Genomic DNA, 26,733 nt, shown 5'->3' on the forward strand with positions numbered 1-26,733 from the left:
GTTATTGTCTGCGTATTTTTCTTGATATAAAGTTTCCAACCGTCTGCGTAAGCTGCACAATCAGTACGAGCAATAGGACCGTTGCAATCATAATATCTGTTTCAAAGCGTTGATAGCCGTAAGAGATGGCCAAATCTCCCAAACCTCCGCCTCCAACAAAGCCCGCCATGGCGGAAGCACCGACGAGACCGATCGTTGCAATCGTCAAGTTAAGAATAATAGAACTCAATGCTTCTGGTATATAAACACGACGTATGATCTGCCACGGTGTCGCTCCCATCGCTTCTGCTGCTTCGATGACTCCTGGTTTCACTTCGAGCAAGCTGCTTTCCACAAGCCTCGCTATGTACGGAGCAGAGAAGATGACGAGCGGAACGACAGCTGCTGCTGTCCCGATCGATGAACCGACAAGCAGACGTGTAAACGGCAGGATCGCTACGAGCAATATGATGAACGGAATGGAACGGAAGAAGTTCACAACCGCACTTAATCCGTTAAAGAACGGTTTATTTTGAAGCAGCCCTCCCTGTCTCGTAACAACGAGAAGTATTCCAAGCGGCAGGCCGATAAGCGCTGCTGCCAGGAGGGATATACCGACCATGACAAGGGTCTGATATGTCGCTTCCCATATTTTCGGCCAAAAATCCATCAAATTAACCTGCATGTGCAGTCACCTCCTGTACCGTTACGGTTTGTTGGATATGGTGGATCGCTTTAAGAATTTCTTTCGCATCCCCTTGGAACTCCACGACTAAATGACCGAATGGAATACCCTGCAGTTCCGTAATCTGTCCGAACAGTACATTTACTTCCACATCAAAACGTTTTGCCACCTGTGAGAGGACCGGCTGTCCTGCGCTTTCCTCCACAAAGGTGATCCGGTAGATATTCCCGGAGGCATGGCGCTTTTCGATGCCGTCTAGAATAGACGCGGGTATATCATTCTCCATCACCGTCCTTACGAAATTCTTGGTTGTCGGATGCTGCGGATTGGAGAAAAGGTCGAAAATGGATCCACTCTCCATGACACGTCCGTTTTCCATCACTGCTATCCTGTCACACACCTCACGGACGACATTCATTTCGTGAGTGATCATCAGAATCGTAATGCCGTACTCGTCTCTCACCTTCTTCAAAAGTTCCAGGATTGACTTGGTTGTCTCCGGATCGAGAGCGGACGTTGCTTCGTCACATAATAGAATATCAGGGGAGGTCGCTAAAGCTCGGGCGATACCGACCCGCTGTTTCTGCCCGCCGGACAGCTGGTCCGGGTAATGATTTGCCTTTTCAGACAGACCGACGAAGGCTAGAATTTCCTTCACCCTTTGATCTATCTCTTTCTTCGGTGTACCGACAAGAGATAATGGAAATGCCACGTTATGATGGACGGTTTTGGACTCCAGCAGATTAAAATGCTGAAAAATCATTCCGATACGCTTCCGGACTGTCCTTAAATCCGGTTTGGACAGCTTCGTCAAATCCTCTCCATTGACGACGACCCTTCCTTCTGTCGGCCGTTCCAATAAATTAACAAGACGGACGAGCGTGCTTTTTCCAGCGCCGCTGAAACCGATGACTCCGAAGATTTCCCCTTTATGTATCGTCAAATCGACACGGTCGACGGCACGCAGTTCTTTCCCTTCGTGCTGATACACTTTCGATACGTTTTCAAACTGGATCATCGAATCCCTCCTATGCTTTCCTAAACAAAAAGAGCCTCTCTTCTTATAAAACAAGAAGAGAGGCTCACACGTATGTATATGAGATCCGTCTCTCCTCATCTGTCACGCCCACAGGCGTGCTGGAGTTGGCACAGTTTCTGACGGAGACATCCGTTCAGATCCGCTGCCGAGGTTTCAAAGGGCCAGTCCCTCCACCTCTCTAGATAAGAAGATCGATTCAATTCGTTATTCAATTATGTCACTGGTGAAAATGATAATACAGCCTCATCCACCTTGTCAATTCCATTTGTAACTTTTCTCAGAAAAATGGAGAAATTCAGATTCCATAGATACCTTAAAGGGTATGTATACCCATAAATCAGGAAATTAAAAAGGAGGATTCTATGTTTCATTATACAGTTGAAACGAAGAAGAGTGTCGAGGATGCAGTGGAAAGCCTGGAACAACAGCTGAGTCTGGAGCAGTTCGGGGTCTTATGGAAGTTCAATGTCAAAGATAAGCTGACGGAAAAAGGATTGGACTTCCATCAGGAATTTCGTATTCTTGAAGTGTGTAATCCGAAAGAAGCAGAAAACATCCTATCCGAGAATACCCTTGCCGGTTATTTTCTCCCTTGTAAAATGGTCGTATATGATGAGCAGGGTAAAACAAAGATCGGAATGCCGAAGCCGACTGCTCTCGTAAGTCCCATTGGTGATGCTGCCGTTCAATCACTCGCCTCCGATATCGAGGAACGGTTGATTCACTGTATAAGCAAAAGCGTGTGAAATTAGATCCCTGGTAGAGTGCGGATGGGTTCACCCATCCGCACTCTACCAGGGATCTCCATTTAATGCTCGATAGGCGGAATTTTCGGATCCGTACCTTTCAACGAGTAGTGAAAAGACCCCCGGTTGGTTACCGCTCCGTAGAAGATATCCGAAACCGCATGGGGAGTGATCTGTTTCTCTACCCACGCTTCTGTCTTTTCCATACGCGCTATCATATCCTTTTGCAAAATACCGTCCATAATCAAGGGGATGTCATAACCCCCACCCCTATTCCATATACCTATGTCTTCTCTAGTAACGGGCTCTTTTCCCTGCTTCAATTGCACCGTCAATCTCCCGTCCGGTTCTATGATTGCCGTGTATACGTCCTCGATCCGGAATACATCTTTTTCCCGAAGCATTTGTATTATATTATCAATGGAATAGCGAATTCGCTTAACGTTTTCACCAATCATCTTCCCTTCGAAAACGACAACAGTTGGTTCGAAGGTCAATAACTTTCCGAACCAAGGACTCCTCAGCTTCATCCATACAATGACTTTTTGTAAGAGCGCGATCGCTATAATAGCTGTCACCGTATGGATGTGGTTGATATTCGGATCAGCAATATCCGCTCCCACCACGGAGCCGAGAACCAGGACAACAACGAAGTCAAAGACAGGTAGTTCACCAATCGACCGCTTCCCCATAAAGAGACCTACGGCCAAAAGCAATGGCAGGATTGTGACGATTCTAAGCAGTACCTTCCAGGTATCCATCCAAAGTTCCATCATGTCACCTCTTCCTTAGCTTGGTATTCTATCGGTATTCTTATCCGAATCTTTTCTTGTTGACAAAAATACCACTAGGGGTATATTATTAGTCATGTACTGTTCAAAGCGAACAAAAATAACTGCTTAAGGGAGGCCGACGCAGTGGAATATAACACAGCTATGAAAAACAGAGTGAAACGATTAGAAGGGCAATTGAGAGGCGTACTCAAAATGATGGAGGAGAATAAAGACTGTAAAGATGTCATCACACAGCTTTCTGCATCCAGAAGCGCGATCGATCGTGCCATCGGTCTTGTCGTCAGCTCCAACCTTGCAGAGTGCATTCAAGGGTCCGATGACGATCAGACAACAGAAGCGTCCATTAACGAAGCTGTTCAATTGCTAGTCAAAAGCAGATAATTTTTTTACTTTACAATATACCCCTACACGTATTAGTATAACCCAATAAGGAGGCAGTAAAATGTCAGAGACGAAGAAAACGAACATCATTTTATTCAGCGGAGATTACGATAAGGCGATGGCCGCTTATATCATCGCCAACGGGGCAGCAGCCTATGATCATGAAGTTACCATCTTCCATACTTTCTGGGGACTGAATGCTCTAAGGAAAGACGAACCAATTAAAGTGAAGAAAGGCTTCATGGAGAAAATGTTCGGGAAAATGATGCCACGGGGTGCGGATAAAATGGGCATTTCTAAAATGAATTTCGCAGGATTCGGCCCTAAAATGATCAAAGACGTTATGAAGAAGCATAATGCTGTGCCGTTGCCGGACTTGATTGACATGGCTCAGGAACAGGAAATCAACCTTGTTGCCTGTACAATGACGATGGATCTCCTCGGTCTCCAAAAGGAAGAACTGTTGGATGACATCCAGTACGCTGGTGTAGCTGCTTATTTGGCAGATGCAGAAGAAGGAAACGTTAACCTATTTATCTAATCAGGAGGTTGAAACCATATGAAAACAATGACAGCTAAAGAAGTAGAACAGCAGCTGAGTGAGGCTCTGAACATCATTGATGTCAGAGAAGATGAAGAAGTGGCAGAAGGTAAAATACCCGGCGCTGCACACATCCCTCTGGGATTTATTGAAGAGCGGGCGGTTGAATTGGATAAAGATAAACCTTATATCATGGTTTGTCGCTCCGGCGGACGCAGCGGCCGTGCTTCAGAAATACTCATGAGTAAAGGGTTTGACGTAACGAACATGGAGGGCGGCATGCTCGCCTGGGAAGGCCCGACAGAATAAATGACATACCTATATGGGTAAGGAGGAATCACAGATGACAATTAAAACGAATCAGACGCTTGATGCCAAAGGCTTGGCCTGCCCAATGCCGATTGTGAAGACGAAGAAAGCATTCAAAGACCTTGCTGCAGGCGATGTCTTAGAAGTGCTTGCAACAGATAAAGGTTCCAAAGCCGACCTGCAGGCATGGGCGAAAAGCTCCGGACACGACTATCTCGGTATTATCGAAGACGGGGATGTCCTGAAACACTATCTCCGGAAAACCAGCGGCGAAGAAGCCCAGGAGAAGAAACATCCACACATCGTGGACAATGAAACACTTCAGGAAGTACGCTCACAGGAAGTAACCATACTGGATGTTCGTGAACAGGCAGAATTTGCATTCACGCACATCCCGGGAGCGGTATCCATTCCACTAGGAGAGCTGGATGCACGCATGAATGAGATCGACAGCACCAAACCTGTTTACGTCATCTGCCGCACAGGAAGCCGCAGTGACTTGGCTGCACAGAAGCTGGCAGACAAAGGCTTGGAGAACGTGTACAATGTCGTACCTGGGATGAGGGAATGGAACGGAGAAACTTCCTCCATTCATAATTAAATTTTTTTGCAAACCAATATACCTTAGGGGGTAAATAGGATGTCAGTAAAAACTATGCCGATTGCAGATATCGTCAAGAAAGTGCTGAATAAGGAAGAGCTGTTCCTACTGGATGTACGGACAGAGGACGCATTCCATGATTGGAAAATCGAAAGTGACAGCTTCACTTATATGAACGTGCCTTACTTTGATCTACTCGATGGCGTCGAGTCTATTACCGATCAGTTACCGAATGATAAAGAGATTGCCGTCGTTTGTGCCAAAGGCGGCTCCTCTGAAATGGTGGCAGAACTGATTAGTGAGGCAGGATATGAAAACGTATATTCCGTCGAGGGTGGAATGAAAGAGTGGAGTGAGCACCTGGAGCCGGTAAAAGTCGATGATTTGAGTGACGGAGGATCTGTCTATCAATTCATACGTATCGGTAAAGGCTGCCTGTCTTATATGGTCGTTTCTAAAGGCGAAGCCGTTGTCATCGATGCGACAAGAATGACCGACGTGTACAAAGACTTTGCAGAAGAAAACAATTGGAAGATCACACACATCCTGGACACTCACCTGCATGCCGATCATATATCCGGCGGCAGACAACTTGCTGAAGAAACAGGCGCTTCCTACTGGCTTCCACCCGAAGATGCTGCCGAAGTAACATTTGAATACAACGCGCTGCAGGACCAAACGAAGATTCAGGCCGGAAATGCAAAGATCGATGTGCATGCGCTCTATTCCCCTGGTCATACGAAAGGCTCCACGTCCTTCGTTGTCGATGATCGTTACTTGATGACGGGAGATATTTTATTCATCGATTCGATTGGAAGACCGGACCTTGCCGGAAAAGCAGAAGACTGGGTAGCGGACCTTAGAGAGACACTTTATACACGCTATAAGGAACTATCTGCCGAGCTGCTTGTTCTGCCTGCCCACTTCATGACGATGGATGAGTGGAATGAAGATCATACGATTGCTCGAAAACTGGGAGCACTATTCCAGGAGAATCATGGTTTAAACATCGAAGACGTTAGTGAATTCCGTAAACTTGTCACAGAGAACCTTCCACCACAGCCGAATGCTTATCAGCAGATCCGGGAAACGAACATGGGTAAAATCCGCCCGGATAAGGAGGAACAGCGCGAAATGGAAGTGGGACCGAACCGCTGTGCAGTAAGGTAACCATCAGACGACCCAATAAAACTACTGGAGGTATGAAATCATGAACGTAACCAAAGTATTAGATGCTAAAGGCCTGGCATGCCCAATGCCGATTGTCAAAACGAAGAAAGCGATGAACGATATAGAATCAGGAGAAATACTGGAAATCCATGCAACAGATAAAGGCGCAGAGAGCGATTTGACTGCATGGGCTAAATCCGGAGGACACACCCTTCTCGACCATCAGGAAAACGACGGTGTCTTCAAATTTTGGATTCAAAAAGCATAACAACAGCAAAAGGGAACCGTCCATTCGGTTCCCTTTTTTAAGGAGGTACAAGACACATGGAATTTGGATTTATTCTTACTATATTTGCTATCGGATTTGTGGGTTCCTACATCTCCGGGATGCTCGGGATCGGTGGCGCGATTATCAACTACCCGATGCTGCTCTATATACCGGCCTTCATCGGCGTCGGTTCGTTTACGGCATACGAAGTATCAGGAATCAGTGCGATCCAGGTCTTCTTCGCAACGATCGGTGGTGTGTGGGCCTATCGAAAAGGCGGGCATCTTAATAAACCACTGATCTTATACATGGGGGGCAGTGTATTAATTGGTAGTTTTATCGGCGGATACGGCTCTCAATTCATGCCGGAGAACGGCATCAACATCGTTTACGGAATTCTTGCCCTTATTGCAACCATCATGATGTTCATCCCTAAGAAAAGGACCGATGAAACACCCGTGAATCTTGTGACGTTCCACAAGCCTGCCGCTTCCCTGCTTGCCTTCCTCGTTGGTATTGGAGCTGGTATTGTAGGAGCCGGAGGAGCTTTCCTGCTCGTACCGATAATGCTCGTCGTCTTGAAAATACCGACAAGGATGACCATCGCCTCCTCTCTTGCGATCACTTTGATCTCATCGATCGGTGCAACCATCGGGAAAGTGACAACGGGACAATTCGATTATCTGCCTGCTTTTATTCTTATCCTGGCAAGCTTGATCGCTGCGCCGTTGGGAGCGAAGTCAGGACAGAAAATGAATACGAACGTTCTCCAAACCATACTCGCTGTCCTTATACTTGGCACAACCATTAAAATCTGGTTCGATATCTTTTAACTTATCTAAAAAAACCACCATTCCTGATCTGGAATGGTGGTTTTTCTTTTATTAAGCTGCTTCCTCTTGCTCTTCTTCGGGATTCACCATTTCTGTTTCATCCAGATAACGAAGCAAGTCTCCGTATATGATAGAATCGGATGTTTCTAATTCTTCCTGCGCAGCATCGAAACCAGTGTCACACGCTCCATTTTCTACAGGTTCTCCTGTTTCACGGTCATAGCAGGCACCTTGAATACCTACATATTCTTCATCAGCAAAGTTTCCATCACGTGTGATCATAAGCTGACGGCGGTCCTCGTCCAATAAATCATGGCCGAACTGGATCGGGTTATCATCTTCGATTCCAAGCAGGTTGGTGATGGTCGGACGCAGATCAATCTGTCCACCCACCGTATGGTTTTTCTCCGGTTCAATATCCTTACCATACAGAAGCAACGGTACTCGCTGCAGCTGGAATTGCTCATAATCATTAATATCTTTACCTAAATACTCGCCCATGGCCTTCTGGTGGTTCTCGGAAATACCAAAGTGGTCACCGTAAATGACGAGAATCGTATCATCATACAGGTCGGACGCTTTGAAGCGTTCGACAAACTCTTTCAATGCCTCGTCCTGGTAACGAATCGTTTGGAAGTAACGGTTCAGCGTGTTACTGCCTGTTTCACCAGGCTCAATCAATTGTTTATCTTCCGGAAGCGTAAACGGATAGTGGTTGGTCAATGTAATGAGTTTGGAGTAGAATGGCTGCTCCATTTCTTCCATCTTATCCAGAGAATCCTGGAAGAAATACTCATCCATATAACCCCAGCTGTGCGATTTCTCTTCCGTAATCTCATAGTCCTCTTTCGAGAAGAACTCATCATATCCGAGAGAATCATACATCACATTCCGGTTCCAGAACGTCTTATCGTTAGCATGCATGACGTTCGTGAAGTATCCGTTCTCGCTGAGTAGACCCGGCATACCTTTGTATTCGTTACCTGAATGGGTAAAGAATACTGCTCCACGGTTCAGCGGATACAAGGAATTGGCAAGCAGGAATTCAGAGTCGGACGTACGTCCCTGCTTCACCTGGTGATAGAAGTTATCGAAATATATACCATCTTCTTTAAGGTCATTAAAGTAAGGAGTCAGCTCTTCTCCATGAAGAGTATTATCAACTACAAAGGTCTGCGTACTTTCAAGAGAAAGGACGATGACGTTCTTCCCTTCGGCAATGCCTTCCAACCGGTCGCTGTCTTCCTGTTCGTTTTCATTGACGTAGTTGATGGCAGGGACCAGCTCATTGCTGTCCGCAAACGTCTTTTTCATTTCCGTCTGGCCTTGAAGCACGGCATCATACACGTGGTAATTAATCAAACCGATATATTTAACCAGCATATTACGGTCAAAAGCACGCTCCAACAAGTCTGTCCTTTCCGTTTCCGCCCATTGAAGATTAAGAAGGAAAAGCGGTACGGCGATAATAGCTAGCAGGAATCCTTCCCGGCGTTTCGGCTTGAATACCTGAAGACGTGAAGGCTTCAAGTAGAATAATAGAAAAGCAGCAAGCAGCACATCTACGAACAATAAAATGTCACTGGGTTCCAATATGGTCGTGATGCTTCCACCAAGGTCCGCCAGGTTGGCGACCTGGCTGATCATCGGGATTGTAATGAAGTCGTTATATTCTCTGTAAAAAAGCACGTTCACATATAGAAGAACGGACCCAAGAATATAGGACACAAACATCCCGCGGCGCCCGCCAAGCAGTATTCCGAGGCCGAAAATGAGCAGAATACTGCTCAACGGGTTAAACAGAAGGATCCGTCCTTCATTTGCATTTTCAACGTTCAGGGAGAAGATATTCCCTTGTATATAAGACATCTTTATCCAAAACACCAAAATGACTAGTGCATAGACTAATAGTTTCATTCCGAGTGATTTATTCATATGTTTTTTAATTGTAAACATTGTAAAACCTCCGTTAAATTTTACATTACCCTATTCTAACTTATTTGAACACCTTTTTGTACTACTCCCTGCATTCTTTAAAAAGTCTGACACAATTCGTGTCTAAACTCATAGATTCCGCACGAAAAATGAAACGGGAGACCTATTTCATCCGTACACACTTTAAAAGTTAACCTTATTTTTATATAGTTAACATTGGAGGAGTGATTGTAATGAAATTGAAAAAAGCATGGAGAAATATGCTGCTTTGTACAGGGTTCGCAGCTTTTACAGGCGTCATGGCTCAATTGGAGATTCCTTTACCTCTTATACCGATCAGCGGCCAGACACTCGCTGTCGGTTTGAGCGCGACGGTCCTTGGAAGTTTGCGAGGTGCTTCCGCAATGATTATTTACGCAGGGATGGGGGTTGCCGGGTTACCGGTTTTCGCAGGAGGAGCAAGCGGATGGGAGGTCGTTTCCGGGACAAGCGGCGGATACATTCTCGGATTCATACCTGCCGCCTACTTGATCGGCCTTCTCATAGAAAGAAAAGGAATTCAACTAACTACAGCGATTTATGCCAACCTGGTTGGTACAGCCCTTATCCTCCTATGCGGTATGATACAACTTCAATCGCTCCTCGATCTTTCTTGGAGCGAAGCCCTTAAAGCAGGAGTCATTCCGTTTCTCCCCGTCGGTATTATTAAAGCGCTCCTTGCCGCCTATTTCGGTGTGCTTATTCAAAAGAAGGGGAGAAATTCACCTCTACGGAAGACAGCCTGAACGCTATGAGTTAAGAAAATCGCACCTTTACATAATTTGGATGATGACGGCGCATCCTATTTAATGGAGGTGAATACGATGCAGCCATACCTTTGCCCCAACTGCAAAACGAACCGGTCCAGGTTCAACGTGATCGAGCAGAAGGCATCCGCCGTGAAAATGAATCCAAAAACCGGAGAAGTCGACACGGAATATTCCAATGAAAACATGGACGCCTTTCATACGCCGTACAAAGGACCGGATAAAAAGGTCCAGTGCGGAGCATGCGGTCTTGTGGAGGACGAGCGTTCCTTCGTAGCATTCGCACAAAACAACCGGTTGGATTGAAAGAAACCGATAAAAATAAGCCCACTCGCCATAATTGAGAGGGCTTATTTTTATCGGTTCATTCGGCTGAAGAAATCATCAAGCATATCGTCCTCGTCTTCTTCCTTGGTGTCTTCCTCTTCTACACGCAGATCCCCTTGAAGGCTGTCCAGATCAAGGTCGTCTAAGTCATCGTCCGTGAATTCAGGGATTTCCGCCACTGGATTATTAACGGGGACATCTACTTCTTTCTCTTCATTGGAAGCTGCTGCCTCTTCCTCCTGCAGATAGAGAGCATCATCGATATCATAAGCATTGCTGTTCATCGTGGCGAGCAGCGTGGTCGCCCGCATCGGGTCGAGCATCAATTGATAAAGAATACTACCGATCAACGCCTCGGAATGTTCATGCTTCATCCAGCTGCGCTGTTCCTTCGTCAACGGCTTCGGTAGAGGAATTGTCACCATTTCCTTATCTTTCGACAGTGTCTCACTGACCCCGTCCATGACAAACTGAGCAATTCTGCTTGAAAAGTTCCTTCGCTCTTCTTCTTTTAAACGGGTTAATTGCTTCAAAATATGATCAGGTGTGTCCGAGGGGACACGAAACGTGATCGATTGTCCCCTCTCCACACTTTTCCTGGAAGAACTCATAGAATCCTCCTATTATTTAGCGGATCCTGATTTTTGTTCTTGCTTCTTGTTATCTTTAGAGAACTCATTATTGTTTTTGCGGATGAAATCAGAAATCAGCTTGTAATAAGCGTTTGCCATCATCCAAATGCTTTCCTGCTCGTCCTCAAAGAACTCGATGTTGAAACCGTCCAGTTTGTTGTTCAGGGTCTTGATGTAATCTTTCAAAACAGCAGAACCGCCACCGACAAAGTAGCAGATCTCTGTCTGGGAGTTTTTCTGCCATACATTTCTCAAATAACGGTATTGTTTCTTCGCAAGTTCAAGAAGGATGCGGTCGGTAATGTCATGAACATTCGTACGGCTTCCGCGGACCATGATATGGTGGCGGTCATTCTTACGGGTGATGATATCAACGACATCGCGGCGGCTGTCCAATTCCACACCGTGTTTCGTCAGGATTTCATCACGAATCATTTCTAATGATTCAGAAACACCCAGGTTGAATCCTTGTGCTTTGTCATCATCCACATTGCGGTTACGGATCACAGCGATATCTGTGGACAGACCACCAATATCCTGAATCAAAATCTGTTTGTCCACAAGTTCTTTATTAATAATCGTCAAATCATTATCCATTACCAGGTTCACATAAGCTGCGAATCCTTCTGGATATACTTTAACTTCATCAAATTTCAAATTAACTTTGATTCCTTGATATTTAGGCGTTACAAGGAACTCGACCTGGTGAACAGATCCAAGCAGCTGCGAACGGTACCCAACGTCTTTTCCTTCTTTCACTTCTCTAAGTGGAAGTCCTGTACCCAGCGTGTAGTTCGCCTCTAATACGTTATTTTTGCTCGATTGAGCGTTTTTACCGGATACAGCATCCATAGCTAATGCAGCAAAAAGCATGACCAGCGTCTGATCTTCCTCTGACTTATAACTGCCAGGGTCGAGTTCAGTAGAGTTGGTCGTTTTTGTAGCCAGATTACCTACACGGTAAATTGCGTTGTTTTCCCTCAGAGCAGGGGAGTGCACGCGGATATGTAGGTTATCAAGTGGTTCTTTATCATCCAAATCTTCAATACCGATTACAGGTCGGTCCTCCAGATCTCTTGCAATGACGTTCGGGATATATAAAGAAGATTCTAGTTTTCCAAAGTTTGCTTTTACAGCATCGTTACCTACATCAACAGCTGCGATTCTTGAATTTGTCATATTATACAGCTCTCCTTTTCTATTACTAAATTTTGTCTAGCTTACTCTTAATCTATTAAACACGCTCCTAATAGTCAATGCGCCTTTTTGAGCATTCATTCATGTGTGCATGTGTACAAATATGTTTACAAGTGTACTATTTCGAACGCACGTTGATATATAAGGATGTGTACACTTTTGTTTTCATGCACACATATTTGAATACGTATTGTTTTCTTTTTGTACACATGTTTACATTAATGTGTTCTTGTATGCATTTTACGTAAACATACAATATCTTACACAAAAAGATGGGCTTAGTACTACTGCGATTTTCCAGAACCCGGGCTGATGTGAGGAAAGTAGGAGGGTGTGAAAAAGGGGGATGAACAAAAACCACGTCGATTTTCTAAATGAAATTATCTCTTAAGATAAAATCATCCTATTTGAAGCATAGGAGGAGGGAGATGGGAGGTTCCTATACATGAATGGGAGCGCCTTAATAAGCACCATATGCACGGGACCGAAGTGAAAGAGAGTAGAAGAACACGAAGAACGTAAGTGACCCGATATCAACAAACGTAAAAGAGGCATACGACTGTATGCCTCTTTTACAAGTATAGATGTCCCATTAAACAATAGGGTAATCCGTTTATTTTTCTGTATGAACACGAAAAATTTCTTCCAATTTATCTGTGAGAGCGAGTGTCATCAGCCCGTTTCCTTCCGCAACTTTACTAAAGCCGAGAGGGGTCGTTCGCTTGATCAGCTGTGAAAAGATCTCCGACTCTGACATAGAGCGCTGAAACTGTTTTTCCACCAAAGGGATTAACAGCGCTATCCCTCCTGAGACATGAGGAGTAGCCATGGAAGTGCCGGAGAGCTTGGCATACTTCCCTTCCGTGTAAGTGGACAGGACATCAACACCGGGAGCAACCAAGTCTATTTGATCATTCATATTGGTAAATTCCGCGATTCCCTTGGAATTATCGACGGCTCCCACCTGTATGACTTCATTATAAGCGCCGGGATAGCTGAATTCCTGTGTATCTTCCCTGCCGTCTCCGTCATTTCCAGCGGCACATACGATCGATATTCCACTGTCTACGGCATCTTTTACAGCCTGATGGAGTTCTTCAGTATCTTGAGGACCGCCAAGGGACATGGAAATGACTCTTGCCTTCTCTCCGGAAGGACCTTCCCAGTCGATCGCATAGCGAATAGCATTAACAATCCACTCATAACTGCCACTCCCATCACCGGAAAGGACCTTTAAAATAAGTAGTTTTGCTTTTGGCGCCACCCCTACTACTCCATTTCCATTCTCTAAAGCTGCGATGGTACCGGCAACATGGGTGCCGTGTCCGTTATTATCATTATAATCTTCTATACTTCCATTAAAGTCATCTGTGAAATTGTAGCCATCGATGATCTGCCCCTCCAAATCCGGGTGATCCATCTGACAGCCTGTGTCAATAACAGCTACGACACTGCCTGCACCTTGATCTGTCCGTTCCCACAACTCCTCTGCTTCCACCATTTTTATTCCTGAAGGAACCTCTGAAATGGACTCTAAAACAGTTTCTGTGCGATATGGAATCAGTTTCATTTGGTTCATGGGTATCTCCTCCTGCTTATGGTTTGGAGTTCAGTCATGAAGGGAATCTCTTCCATAATTATACCATCATCACTTATCCAGAGTGAACGAGGCATGTGTGTAAACAAGAAAACAGAACCATCTACCCATTTGAATAAATATGCGTTATAATCTTAATGAAACGTTCTTCATAAAGAACAGAAAGGGTGAAGGAAATGTTGAAAAAGATCTGCACGACTTGTCAAAGACCATCTTATCGATCCTCCTCCTCTCAATGGGTCTGTCCTTTATGTCATGAGAACTTATCACACGTTGCTTCCATTACCCCCCCACGCCTGCCGAAACGGGAAACCGTCCAAGCTATCTACAAAAGGCACATTAGGACACAAACTCCCTGATTGGAACATATAGTAAAGGAGCTCGAAGAGGAGGCGGCCTATTGTCCATGAATCAGGATCACTGCATCCGAGTCCCTGTTCTATATGACTGGGTTACCTTAAACGAGACATTTTATAAAAACCACAACATTCCTCTTTCCCAGATAGAATCATATCCTGTAGAAAAGCTCATTTTTAACATCGAAAGAGCATGTAAAAACAAGTATTACTTCCCTCTGTGGGAACATTACTCCAAGCATTCCTATGCGGTTACCATTAATGTTAATCAGGTCCATAAAATGAGAGGACCGATGAAACTAGTCTTGAACGGGAAAGAGTCTTTCTCCATCGAGGCAGAGCAGCCGTTCTCCATCACGGTACAAAACATCACCTCTATTGTTTTAAAGGTTCCTGAATCCTGCACCATTACCGGGTATATAGGTACAGTAGAGGTGATCCTTAAGAAGGCATATCATTCTTCCGACAGGTATAAAGTATCAAGCTTTTTCACGTCTGCTCCGGATGCTTCAAATAATGCAGATTACTCCCCCTTACATGTCTATGTAAAAACCAATCGGAGAGAGCCCTCATCAACAATCCCCCAACGGTTTTCTGTGGTTATTAAAGGCTTCCTCGCCGTTATCCGGACAGATACAATAACAGAGGAACAGTGCCTGGTGGAGGTTCTACCAATCCATTATGAGAAAAACGTTCATCTCCATACCCCTGACGGAGCAGAAATTTCCTACACAATCCACGACATTCAGCTGCATTCTACATCTGCATGCATAGATCAGAGGCGCTGTTTGAAAATTTCTCATGAAATCCAGGTAGATCTTACACTAAAGTCAACAAAAATCCACACCATCGCCATACGAGGCTCTCTGAAACACCCCTATATTAAGCCAAGCGAATCACAGTAAGCGCAGCCCCCGTTGCCCCTCCTCCGACCAGAACAACCGTAGCAAGCAGACCAAAAAACTGAACTCTGATCGTATCACCAGCGTTCAAATTCACAATAAGATCATTATTATAGCTGGATGTTGAAAGGGATGGAGAGAGAATGGATCCAGGTACAGCCGTACCATTCCGAAGAATCCTCGTGCCCGCCAGCAGCCCGACTGTCGTATTTAACTGGTAGGACACATAGTACCTCCCCGAAACAGGCACCGTGAATACCTGATTGTTCGGCGTGGCTGTGAATCCTCCTAATACCTGATTATTCGGGAGCGGTACATTCGTACCCCCTGCAATGACGAGCAGGCTGGTTCCTGACGTGTTAGAAGCATACATCGAGTCTCCTCCGACAGGATCGGATTCACTATTACAGAACGGAATTTGTGCCATCTCCCTCTACCTTTCCTATGTTCAGAATTTATAATTTAAAGAAAAAGAAACTTTTACTGCAGAAGATCCTGTGCCAGCACCGCTGATTCCAATGGAGTTCAGATTATCCAGTGTAATTGCCCTGCTTTCTCCCGGTGCTACTGTAAATCCAGTCACTTCTGTATCGTTCACCAGCAGAGATGCCGTAGGTGATGTTTCCGTAATTCCGTTGTTCTCAATCATAATCGTTCCATTAATAGCAAAACCCGTACTGTCCTCCCACACTTCCACAGGCGTTCCCGCAGTCGTGTCCTCCAAGGTAATGGTAAAACACACGGCATCATTAACACTGCTGACAGACATATCACTGCAGCCGCCTAATAAAGCCATACTAAACACCCCCTTCTCCCCTTAGTTATTTCATCCTATGCACGAAAGAGAAAACAGTATAGCCGATTGTCCAGCGTCATTCCCCGGGCAATAAAAAAACGCACCGGCTCTCAGGCCGGTGCGTCGTATTGTATATTCTATTATGGTAAATATTTACGTGGGTTTACAGAGTTTGAACGAGCTCCATTGTACGATCCTTCGTGAATCTCGAAATGGAGGTGCTGCCCTGTAGAATCACCTGTGCTGCCCATATTTCCAAGGAACTGACCTTGGGATACGGTTTGACCAGCGGAAACAGCTGGAGTACTTCTCATGTGGCCATACACCGTTGTGTATGTCTGACCATTAATATGGTGGGTAATTTTCACGTTGTTACCCAGTCCTGAAGAATATCCAGCGGAATAGACAGTACCGGAAGCTGCTGCATGAATCGGAATCGTTCCAGGTCCGGCGATATCAATACCGGAGTGCAGACGGCTTGTGTTGTGGATCGGGTGGAATCGCATACCATATTCAGACGTAATTGTAGCATGTGCCGGCCAGATGAACATGGATCCACTGGACGTCGTGTTGCTGGAAGCACTTGATTCTGATTTGCTGCTGGAGCTGCTTGAGCTGCTTGAACTGTTTGAAGACTCAGAAGAGCTGCTGGAGCTTGACGCAGCTGCTGCGGTAGCTTTAGCCTCTGATTCTTTTGCTGCTGCCTTCTCGGCTGCTGCTTTTTCAGATGCAGCTTTCTCGCGTGCTGCTTTCTCCGCAGCGGCTTTCTCTGCAGCAGCTTTCTTTCTGGCTTCTTCTTCCTTACGCTGACGCTCAATTTCCTGCTTGATCGCATTTTCCTGAGCTGCAAGCTCTGCCTGCTCGTCTTCAATTGCTGTAATCTCTGAAAGTGCTTCTCTCTCTTCTGCAGATAAGCCTTCCATTACAGAATTTTTCTCTTCTTTCTTATCATCAAGGCCGGATTTCAGTGACTCCAGCTCTTTAAGGTTGGATTCAAGGGAAGCAAGTTCGTCTTCTACTTCCGCTTTCTTGGATTCGACCGCCTCTTTATCAGCACGGTGCTGATCCAGCAATTCTTTATCTTTTTCAGCAATCGTATTCAGGCTCATAGCACGTTCCACGAAGTTACCGAAGCTTTCCGCCCCCATAAGGACGTCCAGGTAATCAACGGCTCCTCCACTTTGCTGCATGGACTTCACACGATCTTTAAGAAGTTCATCACGTTCTGCGATACGCTTCTCAAGTTCTGCGATTTCTTCTTTCAATTGCTCAATGTTCTGCTTCGTATCGGCAATTTCATTTTCCTTCGCGTCGATCTTGTCCATCGCTTCCATGATTTGTTTATCCAGGCGGGCGATTTCTGAACTGATCTCGTCCTGACGTTCTTTCAGTTCATCCACCTGCTGCTTGGTTTGTTGCTTTTCCTGTTCTTTCTGTGACTGCTGCTGCTGGTTCTGTTCCAACTTCTCCTGATTTGTTTCGGCTGATACGGTGTTGAAGCTTGTTGGCAGTCCAGCAAGAATAAGACCGGTCGACAAAGCGGCAATTAATACTTTAGACTTCACTCTCTTGTTTCCTCCCCCGAATCCTTACCTGTGTAATAATGGTAGTTTCCTTGTTTTTTTATACTTTCAAATACTTGCGGATCGATGTGAAGCTTCCCCATAGTCCGATGATGACTCCCATGAGCAGCATCAGTGCTGATACTTGAAGGACGAATGGGTAAACCGGAAGTAGATCTATGAACAACGTCGGGTATCGCGTGCTGATTTCTGAGAAAAGGAAATCGTATCCGAATATGACAAGGAGGATTGGGATGACCGATCCTAATATACCGATCATAATTCCTTCTACGAGGAACGGCCAGCGGATGAACCAATTGGTTGCACCGACCATTTTCATGATTTCGATTTCTTTTCTTCTTGCGACGATTGTAATCCGAATCGTGTTAGCAATCAGGAACATGGCTGTGAACAACAGACCTGCTATGATGGCCAGTCCCACATTGCGGGCGATATCCATTACTTTGAACAGACGTTGAACCGTCTCTTCTGCATACTCTACTTTATCGATATTCTTGAATGTTTCAATTTCTTTTGCGACGGCAATAGTATCTTCAGGGTTCTCGGCATTGACGATGAATACATCGTTCAATGGGTTCTCATCCTTCAAGGATTCAAACACTTGCCCTTCATCTCCGAGGCTTTCGATGAGTTCATCGAGCCCTTCCTCTTTGGATTGGAATTTAACCGAAGATACTTCTGATATTCCTTCAATTTCTTCCTGCAGTGCATCTCGTGCATCTTCATCCGCAGTCACTTCGATGAATGCGCGTACTTCCACATCCTCTTCGATCTGCTTACCGATGTCATTCAAGTTAAGCAGTAATGTAGCAAAAACTCCGACTAGAAGTAATGTTACAGTGACAGCTGAAACGGATGCCACCGACATCCAGCGGTTTCTCGCAAGGTTCTTGAAGCCTTCTTTCATGTGGCGTCCGAACGTTCTAAATTTCATTTCGTCTGCCACCCCAAACGCTTCGTTCCTCACATACGCTGAATTCTTGAACGGTAGTCATGCCACAAGTTGTCGTCTCTTTGCGGTGATGTCTATCAAACAATTTATATCACTTCCTACTAAACACTCATTTTGTAAATCTATGTTGTCGATTCTATGTAATCTGTGTCGTTGCGTCGTTTACCTTCCCAATTATAACAAAGTTATTCGCTAAATACAGACAAATTATTATTACATTTGTGTTTCATAACGTTACATAAAAGTGACATGACTGAATATTCTTTCGACATATTTCATGGTTTTCTCTCCCTTTTCCGTAGTCTTAAATACCTATTAAAACCGCAAAAAAAGACAGCCGTTACAGCTGTCTTTTACCTGCTCTTTTCGATTGTCCTCTGCTGTTTTAATAACAGTAATTCCCGTTTTAACCGTTCATTTTCCTGCCGCATGGTTTCACGGGAATTTCCGTCAGGAATCAGGCAGACTTCATACCAAGCTTTACTGCGTCCGGCCACCGCTTCACTCGTTCGTTTCACCGTGGCTTTCGGATAGCAGGATCTCAGCGCAGCAAGTTCCTGATCCGACAGCCTGAGCTCCCTGTAATAGATCCCTTCTCTAAAGGAATCATGGAGAAAACGATCAAAGGTGCTTTCCGGCATCTGCTGTCACCCCTCTAAGAAAAGCGTTTTCTTAACTATATCGCGGGCAGCAGATTTTTATGACTTTTGGTACACCGATTCTTTTACGACCACGTTGGCCACGACTTCCATCGGATCGATCAGCGGTACAGAGAGATGATACGGCTTCAATACAAGACCGATTTCCGTGCATCCGGAAATGATCAGTTCTGCTCCGTTATTCAAAAGTTCCATGGATGCTTCCTTCAACTTATCCAATGGATCATGATCAGTATTTCCGCTTTTAATTCCATTCTCTCCATAAATGGCGTCCATGACTTTATTTTTCTGTGTCAATGGCGTAGGCGTAACGACCTCCAAGTGGTCGAAATACTTCTGGAACAATCCGCTCTCCAACGTCCCCGTCGTCGCCAATACGCCGATCTTCGTAACTTTCGGGTAATGGTCCTGAATGAATTTCTTCAATTCAAGAAAAGCATTCAGTAACGGGAAGGAAACGGATTTCTGAACTTCTTCTATGAAATAGTGGGCCGTCATACAAGGAATGACGGCGACTTCCACTCCTAATTTTTCCAAATTCTTCGCAGCATGGGTCATTTCAGGTACAGGACTTGCTCCTCTGCCTGATATCGCTTCTGTCCGATCAGGAATCTTCGCATTACTGTCTATGATGACGCGATAATGTTCCTGGTCTTTACTAGCGTCCGTTGCACGGATGATTTTCAAATAACATTCGGCTGTCGCTTCCGGGCCCATGCCCCCGAGAATACCGATCAGTTTATCATTCATATGATGCCTCCTAACAAAAGACCGGAACCAAGCAGTTCTTCATGAAATACCTGCCACTCGATTTTTCAGCGGCTTGAACAATATGTCCTCGTCCATTTCTGGTCTCGTTTTGTTTAACTGTTCCAGGGCGATCTTCGCTCCCGGATCCATTCCTTGACAACCGGCCAACAGAACAACATCGTTTTCCTTCACTTCAGACAAGGCATGTTGGACAGCATCATCCAACTCTTTGTATAAGTGGACACGGATACCCGCTTTGTCCATCATCTCCTGAAATACGCGCACCTCTTCTTCTGTCACAACGTCTTTCTCTGTGACGTGGGAATGACTGACGGTCGCAATCAGTTCCGTCAGACCGAGCTTAGGCGCCCATTCCATAATAGCCTGGGCATTCTCACGGTTTACAGTTACGCCGCGGCTTCCGCGGATGGCGTAGACCAATTTCAAATCGGCATAATCCATTTGTTCCAGCGTACTGAGGGTCACATTAATATTTCCGTAGTTCGCAAAGTGGTCGTCCAAGATCTTGAAATCGTCTTCGAACACCATTTCGAAGCGGCGCTCGACGCCTCCAAACCCTTTCAAGCCTTTCTGGATCGTCTCAATCGGAATTTCGTTCAACAATGCTGCTGCGATCGCAACCATGGAATTATAAACGGAATGATACCCCGGTGTCGACAGCTCGATGTCAAAGGACTCTCCGCCATACTTGCTTCCGCCGACTGTAAATGGCTTGCGGATCTCTACCGTGAACTTCGCACGGCCTGTGGAAAGGTCAAGATTTTTACAAATCAGATCTCCGTCTCCTGTCTCCACACTGAAGGTAAGGACGTTTGCTTCCGTCTCTTCTATAAGGGAGGCGGAATAAGCATCGTCCAGGTTAAGGATTGCCCATTTGCCTGCGCCTGCATTGCGGATAAGACTTGCTTTGCTGTTGAAATACTCTTCAAAAGAACCGTGGAGGTCAATATGTTCGCGGCTGATGTTATTCAGCGAGACGATGTCAAAATCAACGCTTCCGACCCTGCTTAAATCAAGTGCAGAGGAGGAGACTTCCATCGTTACATGGGATACATCCTGGTCTCTCATCTGAGCGAAGTAATGGTGGAGATCCAACGATTCCGGCGTCGTCAGTTTCGTCGGTTCCGAATAATCACCGAATTTGACAACCACCGTCCCGATCAATCCTGTTTTCCAACCATGCTCTTCTAAAATGGCATCGGTCATAAACGATGTCGACGTCTTTCCGTTGGTTGCCGTTATTCCGATTGTTTTCATCGCACGGGATGGATGACCATAGAAAGCGTCACTCAAGGCTGCCAGTGCTTTGCGGCTGTCCGTTACCTGGTATTGAGGGAGGTCGTCCCATCCTTCCTGGTAATCTTCTACAACGATGGCCGCAGCACCGTTCGCCAGCGCATCAGCAATGTAGACGTGCCCATCTGTTTTAAATCCCTTGATACATACAAATACATCGCCCGGTGTTACATTCCGTGAGTTGTAGGCGAGTCCCTGCACGTCCATATCCCGATCATTCCATGCTGCCACTATGTGAATGGATGATAGTAATTCTTTTAGTTTAGCCATTCTTATCTACCTTCCTGCCAATGTTTTATCCTTATGATCCGTACGTGTCATGATTCTTCCTTCTTATTATAAACGGCTGTTCCTCTTTATTCTGACGGAAAAACCATTATTTTCGTTTCGTCACTTTTCCTGCGACAAGCCCTGCAAGCTTCTTCCCGAAAGCGAACGCCGGTTTCGGATCTTTCGGGTCCCAAATCGCGTGTGCTTTTGGCCGGAAATACGATTTGAATACTTTTTTCGGTGAGAGCTGACCCGTCTTGATGTATTCTCTCACTGCAAGCAGATCTTCATAGGCATACCAGAATACGATGTTCTGATCCTCCTCTACCGCTTTCGGCGGCAGCGGATCACCTGTCAATTCCTTATAAGTGATGTAAGGAATATTGATGCCCGTTTTCTGCAGCAGATGATTCAAGTTCGTAATCCGAACGTTAATCTCAATCAGGTAATAGCGTCCTGTTTCCGCATCCTTCTTAAATTCTATTTCCGCAAAGCCCTTGTACTGAATTCCTTCCAGGAACCTGCTTCCCAGCTCGTACAGCTCCGGGACATACTTCTGCTGCGTATAGACGGAAGCACCGTAGTTAACAGGGAACTGACGCAGTTTCTGACAAGTCACCCAATGTGTAACCTTCGAATCCTGGTCCAGATAGGCGTCAAAGGTGTACATATGATCATCAAATCCAGGAATAATCCGTTGAACAATGACCTCAATGTCCGCAGCTTTGGATTCTTCCACTTTCTCCACCAATTCTTCTCTCGTGTGAACGGTGAACAGCTTTCTTCTGAACTTAGCCACAAACGCAGGGGAATCGACAGGTTTGACGAGACAAGGGTATCCAATTTCCGATTCCACCTTATCTACGTATTCCGCTCCGTCGACATGGACCGTCTCAGGTACCGCCACTCCGTGTTCGGAGGCGAGTTTATGCAACGTTCCTTTATCCATTATTTTAGTATATAATCCCTGCTCTTTTTGGGGAATAAGGAAATGTTCCCTTAATTCCGGAAGATAAGCATCGACGAATTCGACATAAGGATCTGCTGTCGGTATCAGCACCGGCGCTTCCTGTTGTTTTTTTGCGTAATCAATCAAAAAAGCAACCAGACCCTCTGGATCCTCTTTATAATGTGGACCGATCAACGCTTCGGAACAATACTTGGACTCAAGTCCATAGGCACCTTCCCACGCATAGTCGACGGCAGCAACGTGGACACCGTGAACGCCGAGGCACCGGATCGTGCTGAGACCGATATAATAATTCGCTCCTAATACAACTGCTTTGTTAGCCATGAAAAATCCCCTTTTTCACCTTTATGTAACGCAAATTTACTTTGATTTATATAGATTCGTTATCGTTTCATTTTTTCAGTACGTAAACATATCTATTTTATCACAATCGCACTTGTAAAAAAACGTTAAGGGTGTCGCCATGATGCAAAAAAGACAGCCCTGATGGACTGTCTTGATATATCTTCATAAATTGTTCAAATAATGGCAGACGGTTTCGATGCCTTTGGTGAAATTTTCGATATGGAAATGCTCGTTGGGCGCATGGAGGTTCTCCGACGGCAGACCGAATCCCATCAGCACCACAGGAGCATTCAGAACACGTCCGAATACTTCAACAATCGGTATCGAGCCCCCTTCTTTAGGAAACAGCGGGCGAGTCCCGTACACAGCCTCGAACGCATCGGCCGCCGATTGAATCATCGGATTATCCGAATCGATGGATACAGGATCCGCCTTAATGTACTGCTGCAGCGTCACTTTTGCTCCTTTTGGTTTAACGGTTTCCACGTGCCGGACGACAGCGTCATACACCGCGTCCGGACTCTGGCTGCCGACGAGACGACAGCTGATTTTCGCAGCAGCCTCTTTCGGGATAATTGTCTTCAATCCTTCGCCTTGGAAGCCGCCTGTGATTCCATTGATTTCCAGCGTTGGTCGAATGCCGACCCGTTCCTGGAACGTATAGCCGTCTTCCCCGTAAAAATCATCGAGACCGAGAGACTCCCTCACCGCTTCTTCTGAAAAAGGAATTGAGGCGATTTCCGCACGGAGCTCTTCTGTCGGTTCCGGAACCCCTTCATAAAAACCATCGACCGCGACGCTCCCGTCCGTATTGTGAAGGGAATCAAGCACCGTGACCAACGCATGGATCGAGTTCGGCACCGCTCCTCCGTAGGTTCCGGAATGAAGATCAGAATCAGCTGTTTTCACCGAAAGTTCAAGCGCAAGTGCTCCGCGCAGAGAAGTGCAGATGGCAGGCTGCCCCTCTTCAATAAAGGATGTATCGCTGATCAATACGGCATCGCAGGAAAGGGCCTGCTTTTTCTCCTCTATATAAGCAGGAAGATTCGGACTCGCCACTTCCTCCTCCCCTTCGATGACGAACTTCACATTAACAGGGAGCTCTCCTCTTTCCCGCATCAACAAGTCCACCGCTTTAATATGAATAAACAACTGCCCCTTATCATCGGTCGCTCCACGAGCAAACACCTTTCCATCACGGATGACAGGATCAAATGGTGGAGTATCCCATAAGTGGACTGGATCCTCCGGCTGAACATCATAGTGCCCGTAAACGAGAACCGTCGGTTTCCCTTCGGCGTGCAGCCAGTCCGCATAGACGATCGGGTGACCCTCCGTCTCCACCACTTCCACATGTTCCATTCCCGCCTTCTTGAGTGCCGCGGCCGTCCAAGCGGCTGCCTCAGCTACATCGTCCCTGCGCTGTTCTGAGGAAGAGATGCTGGGTATGCGTAAAAAATCCTTCAACTCCTCCAGAAATTCTTCCTTATGTAAAGCTACGCTCTCTTTCATTGTCATCCTCCTCCGCCTTCTTTTGTCTATCATTATACACGAGGAGACTGCCCGTATTCGGACAGTCTCCTCGTGTATGAATTAAATTAAAGAAATGATAAAGCTGACTACGACAATCAAGCCGATAATCATCAGAATAGTCCGGATCATAAGATCACCTCACTGAATAGGTGTATTTGCCATACCATTACCCTTATATTCTGTGTCCGCAAACAATCTATACGATAAATCGGTCTTTATACTCCCCAGGGATAGAAAAGAAGACAGGAAATCCTGCCCTCTCCCCATACTTCTTACACTATAACTCGATCCCAGTGCCGATGCGCAGCAATGGCTTTCGTGAAATCTTCGGAGAACTGTTTATAATCCGTTGCGGTAACGACACCACTGTTACCGCTCCATCCTCCCTGTTCTACTATATCCGCTCCGGCTCCGGTTGCACCGATCGGCTTGTAATGGTTGAAGGATTCCTCGAGGTAATAAGCAACACGTTTGCGGAACGACTCATCCATGTCTTTTCCTCCGACAACGTAAACCGCATCATAGAGTACCGGGTCTGTCGTCCGGAACGTATGATCAACGGTAACTTCGTTGCCCTCACTGGATTTCAGCTTCCCTTGTTTACTGCTGATGATTTCGGCAGCAACCCCGTTGGAAGAAAGGTGGTCAAGCACGGTCTGCACACCGCTTCCATCAAAACCGGCCGCCAATAGGACGCCGACCTTCCTGGTTGCCGCCTTGGAGGCAGAATTAGCCTGACTTAAGGCAGGAGAGGACTTCGTCACTTCCGAACCTCCCTCTGTCGGAACTGCCACACCAATGTTATCGGCAATGCCTTCAGCTAGATCCATACTGACGTTAGCAAACATGTCGACGACCTGTTTACGCACAGATTCGCTGCCGACTTTACCCAGTTCAAAGCTGAATGCTTGGATCAAGTGTTTCTTCTCATGATCGCTCATGCTGTTCCAGAACAACGTCGCTTGTGAGAAGTGATCTTTAAAGCTTTCACTCCGCGCCCGAACTTTACGGCCTTCTACTTTCTCCTGATAATGCTTGTATCCGCCCTCTTCCTCTGACGCCGGTGTTGGCGTGTTCTTGGCCAAAGAGTTCTTATGATAGCTGACCTGACCGGTATTGATGGTCTGGCGGCCGTAACCGTCACGCTGGTTATTAAAGAACGGGCAGACGGGACGGTTGATCGGAAGCTCATGGAAGTTCGGTCCTCCAAGGCGGATCAGCTGGGTATCCGTATAAGAGAACAAACGCCCTTGCAGCAACGGGTCGTTCGTAAAGTCGATTCCCGGTACGACATGCCCAGGGTGGAATGCCACCTGCTCATTTTCCGCAAAGACATTGTCTACATTACGGTTCAGGGTCATCTTACCGACAATTTGTACGGGCACGTCTTCTTCCGGCCAAAGCTTCGTCGGATCGAGAATGTCGAAATCAAACCGGAACTCATCCTCTTCCGGAATGATCTGTAAGCCCAGTTCGTATTCCGGAAAATCGCCGTTTTCAATGGCATTGTATAAATCTCCTCTATGGAAATCCGGGTCTTTCCCCATCACCTTCTGTGCTTCATCCCACACAAGAGAGTGCGTCCCAAGCACAGGCTTCCAGTGGAACTTGACGAAGTGCGATTTTCCTTCTTCGTTTACAAGGCGGAAGGTATGTACTCCAAACCCTTCCATCATCCGGAAGCTGCGCGGAATAGCGCGGTCGGACATCGTCCACATAGCCATATGGGCGGATTCCTGGTTGTTCGCAATGAAGTCCCAGAATGTATCGTGGGCGGAAGCCGCCTGCGGCATGCCGTTATGGGGTTCCGGTTTCACCGCGTGGATCAAATCCGGAAACTTGATGGCATCCTGTATGAAGAATACCGGTATGTTATTTCCAACAAGGTCGTAGTTACCTTCTTCTGTGTAAAATTTCGTAGCAAAACCACGGGCGTCACGAGCAAGATCGGCAGAACCTTTAGAACCAGCCACCGTGGAGAAGCGCACGAAGACAGGTGTTTTCTTAGCCGGATCATTGAGGAAATCGGCCCTCGTATAGTCCTTCAATGATTTATAAAGTTCAAATTCCCCGTGGGCGGAAAAACCGCGCGCATGTACGATACGCTCAGGGATACGCTCGTGGTCAAAATGCGTCATTTTTTCACGAAAATGAAAATCTTCCATTAACGTAGGACCACGCTCACCTGCTTTTAAAGAAAATTCATCCTCAGACACCTTCAACCCCTGGTTCGTCGTCAGATGCTTCCCTGAATCATCAACCCGGAACTGCTCCAACTGTTCATCCTTCTTCGATCTTTTGTCGCTCATGGAGATCCTCCTCGTACTATATTTAGAATGTTAAGTAACTAAGAAACATTACAAATATGTACCCACGCCCCCCGCACGATAAACGTTATATAAATATAGATTTAAGGTGGGAGGTAAAAAAAGGAAAACAAAAACACCTGAACGGCTTCCC

General features: G+C 46.0%; 28 protein-coding genes and 1 riboswitch. Of the genes, 11 read left to right on the top strand and 17 right to left on the bottom strand.

From position 1 onward, the window contains the following. Position 1: 1 nt before the first annotated feature. Both M662_RS18470 and M662_RS18475 read right to left on the bottom strand, forming a co-directional pair. Entirely contained in the window at positions 2–664 is a 663-nt protein-coding gene (locus M662_RS18470; RefSeq protein ID WP_008638903.1) for a methionine ABC transporter permease, read from the bottom strand. Beyond that, the gene (locus tag M662_RS18475; RefSeq protein WP_008638905.1) at positions 654–1,682 is read right to left on the bottom strand and encodes a methionine ABC transporter ATP-binding protein; all 1,029 of its coding nucleotides are present in this window, start codon (positions 1,680–1,682) and stop codon (positions 654–656) included. Before M662_RS18475 ends, M662_RS18470 begins: the two co-directional genes overlap by 11 nt. 92 nt (positions 1,683–1,774) lie before the next feature. Beyond that, positions 1,775–1,892, bottom strand: a riboswitch (SAM riboswitch). 173 nt (positions 1,893–2,065) lie between these two features. Here M662_RS18475 and M662_RS18480 point away from each other — a divergent pair. Next, positions 2,066–2,449, top strand: coding sequence for a DUF302 domain-containing protein (locus M662_RS18480; protein WP_008638906.1), 384 nt, complete (start codon positions 2,066–2,068; stop codon positions 2,447–2,449). 62 nt (positions 2,450–2,511) lie between these two features. Here the strand turns inward: M662_RS18480 and M662_RS18485 are convergent, their stop codons facing one another. Further along, on the bottom strand, positions 2,512–3,225 hold the full coding sequence (locus M662_RS18485; RefSeq protein WP_026577743.1) for a DUF421 domain-containing protein: 714 nt from the start codon (positions 3,223–3,225) through the stop codon (positions 2,512–2,514). Positions 3,226–3,366: 141 nt separating this feature from the next. Between M662_RS18485 and M662_RS18490 the strand changes: the two genes are divergently transcribed. From M662_RS18490 to M662_RS18520, 7 genes are all read left to right on the top strand, one after another. Beyond that, positions 3,367–3,624 carry a metal-sensitive transcriptional regulator gene (locus tag M662_RS18490; protein WP_026577742.1) on the top strand — a complete coding sequence of 86 codons (258 nt, stop codon included), beginning with the start codon at positions 3,367–3,369 and terminating at the stop codon, positions 3,622–3,624. A gap of 61 nt (positions 3,625–3,685) precedes the next feature. Further along, positions 3,686–4,165 (top strand): DsrE/DsrF/DrsH-like family protein, encoded by a 480-nt coding sequence (locus M662_RS18495; protein ID WP_008637832.1) that lies wholly within the window; start codon positions 3,686–3,688, stop codon positions 4,163–4,165. 18 nt (positions 4,166–4,183) lie between these two features. Continuing rightward, positions 4,184–4,474, top strand: a complete 291-nt coding sequence (locus M662_RS18500) for a rhodanese-like domain-containing protein (RefSeq protein ID WP_008637833.1) — start codon at positions 4,184–4,186, stop codon at positions 4,472–4,474. A 34-nt stretch (positions 4,475–4,508) separates the two neighbouring features. Next, complete coding sequence (locus tag M662_RS18505; RefSeq protein WP_026577741.1) at positions 4,509–5,075, top strand: sulfurtransferase TusA family protein; 567 nt, start codon at positions 4,509–4,511, stop codon at positions 5,073–5,075. Positions 5,076–5,114: 39 nt separating this feature from the next. Then, the gene (locus M662_RS18510) at positions 5,115–6,245 is read left to right on the top strand and encodes an MBL fold metallo-hydrolase (protein WP_026577740.1); all 1,131 of its coding nucleotides are present in this window, start codon (positions 5,115–5,117) and stop codon (positions 6,243–6,245) included. A gap of 40 nt (positions 6,246–6,285) precedes the next feature. Further along, positions 6,286–6,513, top strand: coding sequence for a sulfurtransferase TusA family protein (locus M662_RS18515; RefSeq protein WP_008637836.1), 228 nt, complete (start codon positions 6,286–6,288; stop codon positions 6,511–6,513). A 56-nt stretch (positions 6,514–6,569) separates the two neighbouring features. Beyond that, the gene (locus M662_RS18520; RefSeq protein ID WP_008637837.1) at positions 6,570–7,346 is read left to right on the top strand and encodes a sulfite exporter TauE/SafE family protein; all 777 of its coding nucleotides are present in this window, start codon (positions 6,570–6,572) and stop codon (positions 7,344–7,346) included. 51 nt (positions 7,347–7,397) lie between these two features. Here the strand turns inward: M662_RS18520 and M662_RS18525 are convergent, their stop codons facing one another. After that, positions 7,398–9,302 carry an LTA synthase family protein gene (locus M662_RS18525; RefSeq protein WP_051348888.1) on the bottom strand — a complete coding sequence of 635 codons (1,905 nt, stop codon included), beginning with the start codon at positions 9,300–9,302 and terminating at the stop codon, positions 7,398–7,400. Positions 9,303–9,514: 212 nt separating this feature from the next. Between M662_RS18525 and M662_RS18530 the strand changes: the two genes are divergently transcribed. Together M662_RS18530 and M662_RS18535 are read left to right on the top strand one after the other, a co-directional pair. After that, positions 9,515–10,066 carry a biotin transporter BioY gene (locus tag M662_RS18530; protein ID WP_026577738.1) on the top strand — a complete coding sequence of 184 codons (552 nt, stop codon included), beginning with the start codon at positions 9,515–9,517 and terminating at the stop codon, positions 10,064–10,066. A 78-nt stretch (positions 10,067–10,144) separates the two neighbouring features. Beyond that, on the top strand, positions 10,145–10,393 hold the full coding sequence (locus M662_RS18535) for a hypothetical protein (RefSeq protein WP_008640206.1): 249 nt from the start codon (positions 10,145–10,147) through the stop codon (positions 10,391–10,393). A gap of 50 nt (positions 10,394–10,443) precedes the next feature. Here M662_RS18535 and M662_RS18540 read toward each other — a convergent pair whose 3' ends face one another. From M662_RS18540 to M662_RS18550, 3 genes are all read right to left on the bottom strand, one after another. Next, entirely contained in the window at positions 10,444–11,025 is a 582-nt protein-coding gene (locus M662_RS18540) for a hypothetical protein (RefSeq protein ID WP_026577737.1), read from the bottom strand. A 12-nt stretch (positions 11,026–11,037) separates the two neighbouring features. Continuing rightward, positions 11,038–12,225: a ParM/StbA family protein gene (locus M662_RS18545; RefSeq protein WP_026577736.1), complete on the bottom strand. Its 1,188-nt coding sequence runs from the start codon at positions 12,223–12,225 to the stop codon at positions 11,038–11,040. A 631-nt stretch (positions 12,226–12,856) separates the two neighbouring features. Continuing rightward, complete coding sequence (locus M662_RS18550; RefSeq protein WP_026577735.1) at positions 12,857–13,822, bottom strand: S8 family peptidase; 966 nt, start codon at positions 13,820–13,822, stop codon at positions 12,857–12,859. 424 nt (positions 13,823–14,246) lie between these two features. Here M662_RS18550 and M662_RS18555 point away from each other — a divergent pair, with 424 nt between their 5' ends. Then, positions 14,247–15,101: an S-Ena type endospore appendage gene (locus M662_RS18555; RefSeq protein ID WP_328700191.1), complete on the top strand. Its 855-nt coding sequence runs from the start codon at positions 14,247–14,249 to the stop codon at positions 15,099–15,101. Here the strand turns inward: M662_RS18555 and M662_RS18560 are convergent. From M662_RS18560 to M662_RS18605, 10 genes are all read right to left on the bottom strand, one after another. Then, on the bottom strand, positions 15,079–15,525 hold the full coding sequence (locus tag M662_RS18560; protein WP_008633628.1) for a BclA C-terminal domain-containing protein: 447 nt from the start codon (positions 15,523–15,525) through the stop codon (positions 15,079–15,081). The genes M662_RS18555 and M662_RS18560 overlap by 23 nt on opposite strands. 21 nt (positions 15,526–15,546) lie before the next feature. Continuing rightward, the gene (locus M662_RS18565) at positions 15,547–15,894 is read right to left on the bottom strand and encodes a DUF3992 domain-containing protein (RefSeq protein ID WP_008633630.1); all 348 of its coding nucleotides are present in this window, start codon (positions 15,892–15,894) and stop codon (positions 15,547–15,549) included. Between the two features lie 140 nt (positions 15,895–16,034). Continuing rightward, positions 16,035–17,459, bottom strand: a complete 1,425-nt coding sequence (locus M662_RS18570; RefSeq protein WP_026577733.1) for a murein hydrolase activator EnvC family protein — start codon at positions 17,457–17,459, stop codon at positions 16,035–16,037. 58 nt (positions 17,460–17,517) lie between these two features. Continuing rightward, positions 17,518–18,411, bottom strand: coding sequence for a permease-like cell division protein FtsX (gene ftsX / locus M662_RS18575; protein WP_026577732.1), 894 nt, complete (start codon positions 18,409–18,411; stop codon positions 17,518–17,520). A gap of 371 nt (positions 18,412–18,782) precedes the next feature. Beyond that, positions 18,783–19,070 carry a hypothetical protein gene (locus M662_RS18580; protein WP_026577731.1) on the bottom strand — a complete coding sequence of 96 codons (288 nt, stop codon included), beginning with the start codon at positions 19,068–19,070 and terminating at the stop codon, positions 18,783–18,785. A 57-nt stretch (positions 19,071–19,127) separates the two neighbouring features. Next, the gene (locus tag M662_RS18585) at positions 19,128–19,838 is read right to left on the bottom strand and encodes a cysteate racemase (RefSeq protein ID WP_008633637.1); all 711 of its coding nucleotides are present in this window, start codon (positions 19,836–19,838) and stop codon (positions 19,128–19,130) included. Positions 19,839–19,877: 39 nt separating this feature from the next. After that, on the bottom strand, positions 19,878–21,425 hold the full coding sequence (locus tag M662_RS18590; RefSeq protein WP_008633638.1) for a Mur ligase family protein: 1,548 nt from the start codon (positions 21,423–21,425) through the stop codon (positions 19,878–19,880). A 106-nt stretch (positions 21,426–21,531) separates the two neighbouring features. After that, entirely contained in the window at positions 21,532–22,719 is a 1,188-nt protein-coding gene (locus tag M662_RS18595) for a carboxylate--amine ligase (protein WP_026577730.1), read from the bottom strand. 183 nt (positions 22,720–22,902) lie between these two features. Further along, positions 22,903–24,252 (bottom strand): dipeptidase, encoded by a 1,350-nt coding sequence (locus tag M662_RS18600; RefSeq protein WP_026577729.1) that lies wholly within the window; start codon positions 24,250–24,252, stop codon positions 22,903–22,905. A 293-nt stretch (positions 24,253–24,545) separates the two neighbouring features. Further along, entirely contained in the window at positions 24,546–26,582 is a 2,037-nt protein-coding gene (locus M662_RS18605) for a catalase (protein ID WP_026577728.1), read from the bottom strand. Positions 26,583–26,733: the final 151 nt, after the last annotated feature.

The sequence above is a fragment of the Bacillus sp. SB49 genome, assembly GCF_000469135.2.
Classification (GTDB): Bacteria; Bacillota; Bacilli; order Bacillales; family Halobacillaceae; genus Halobacillus.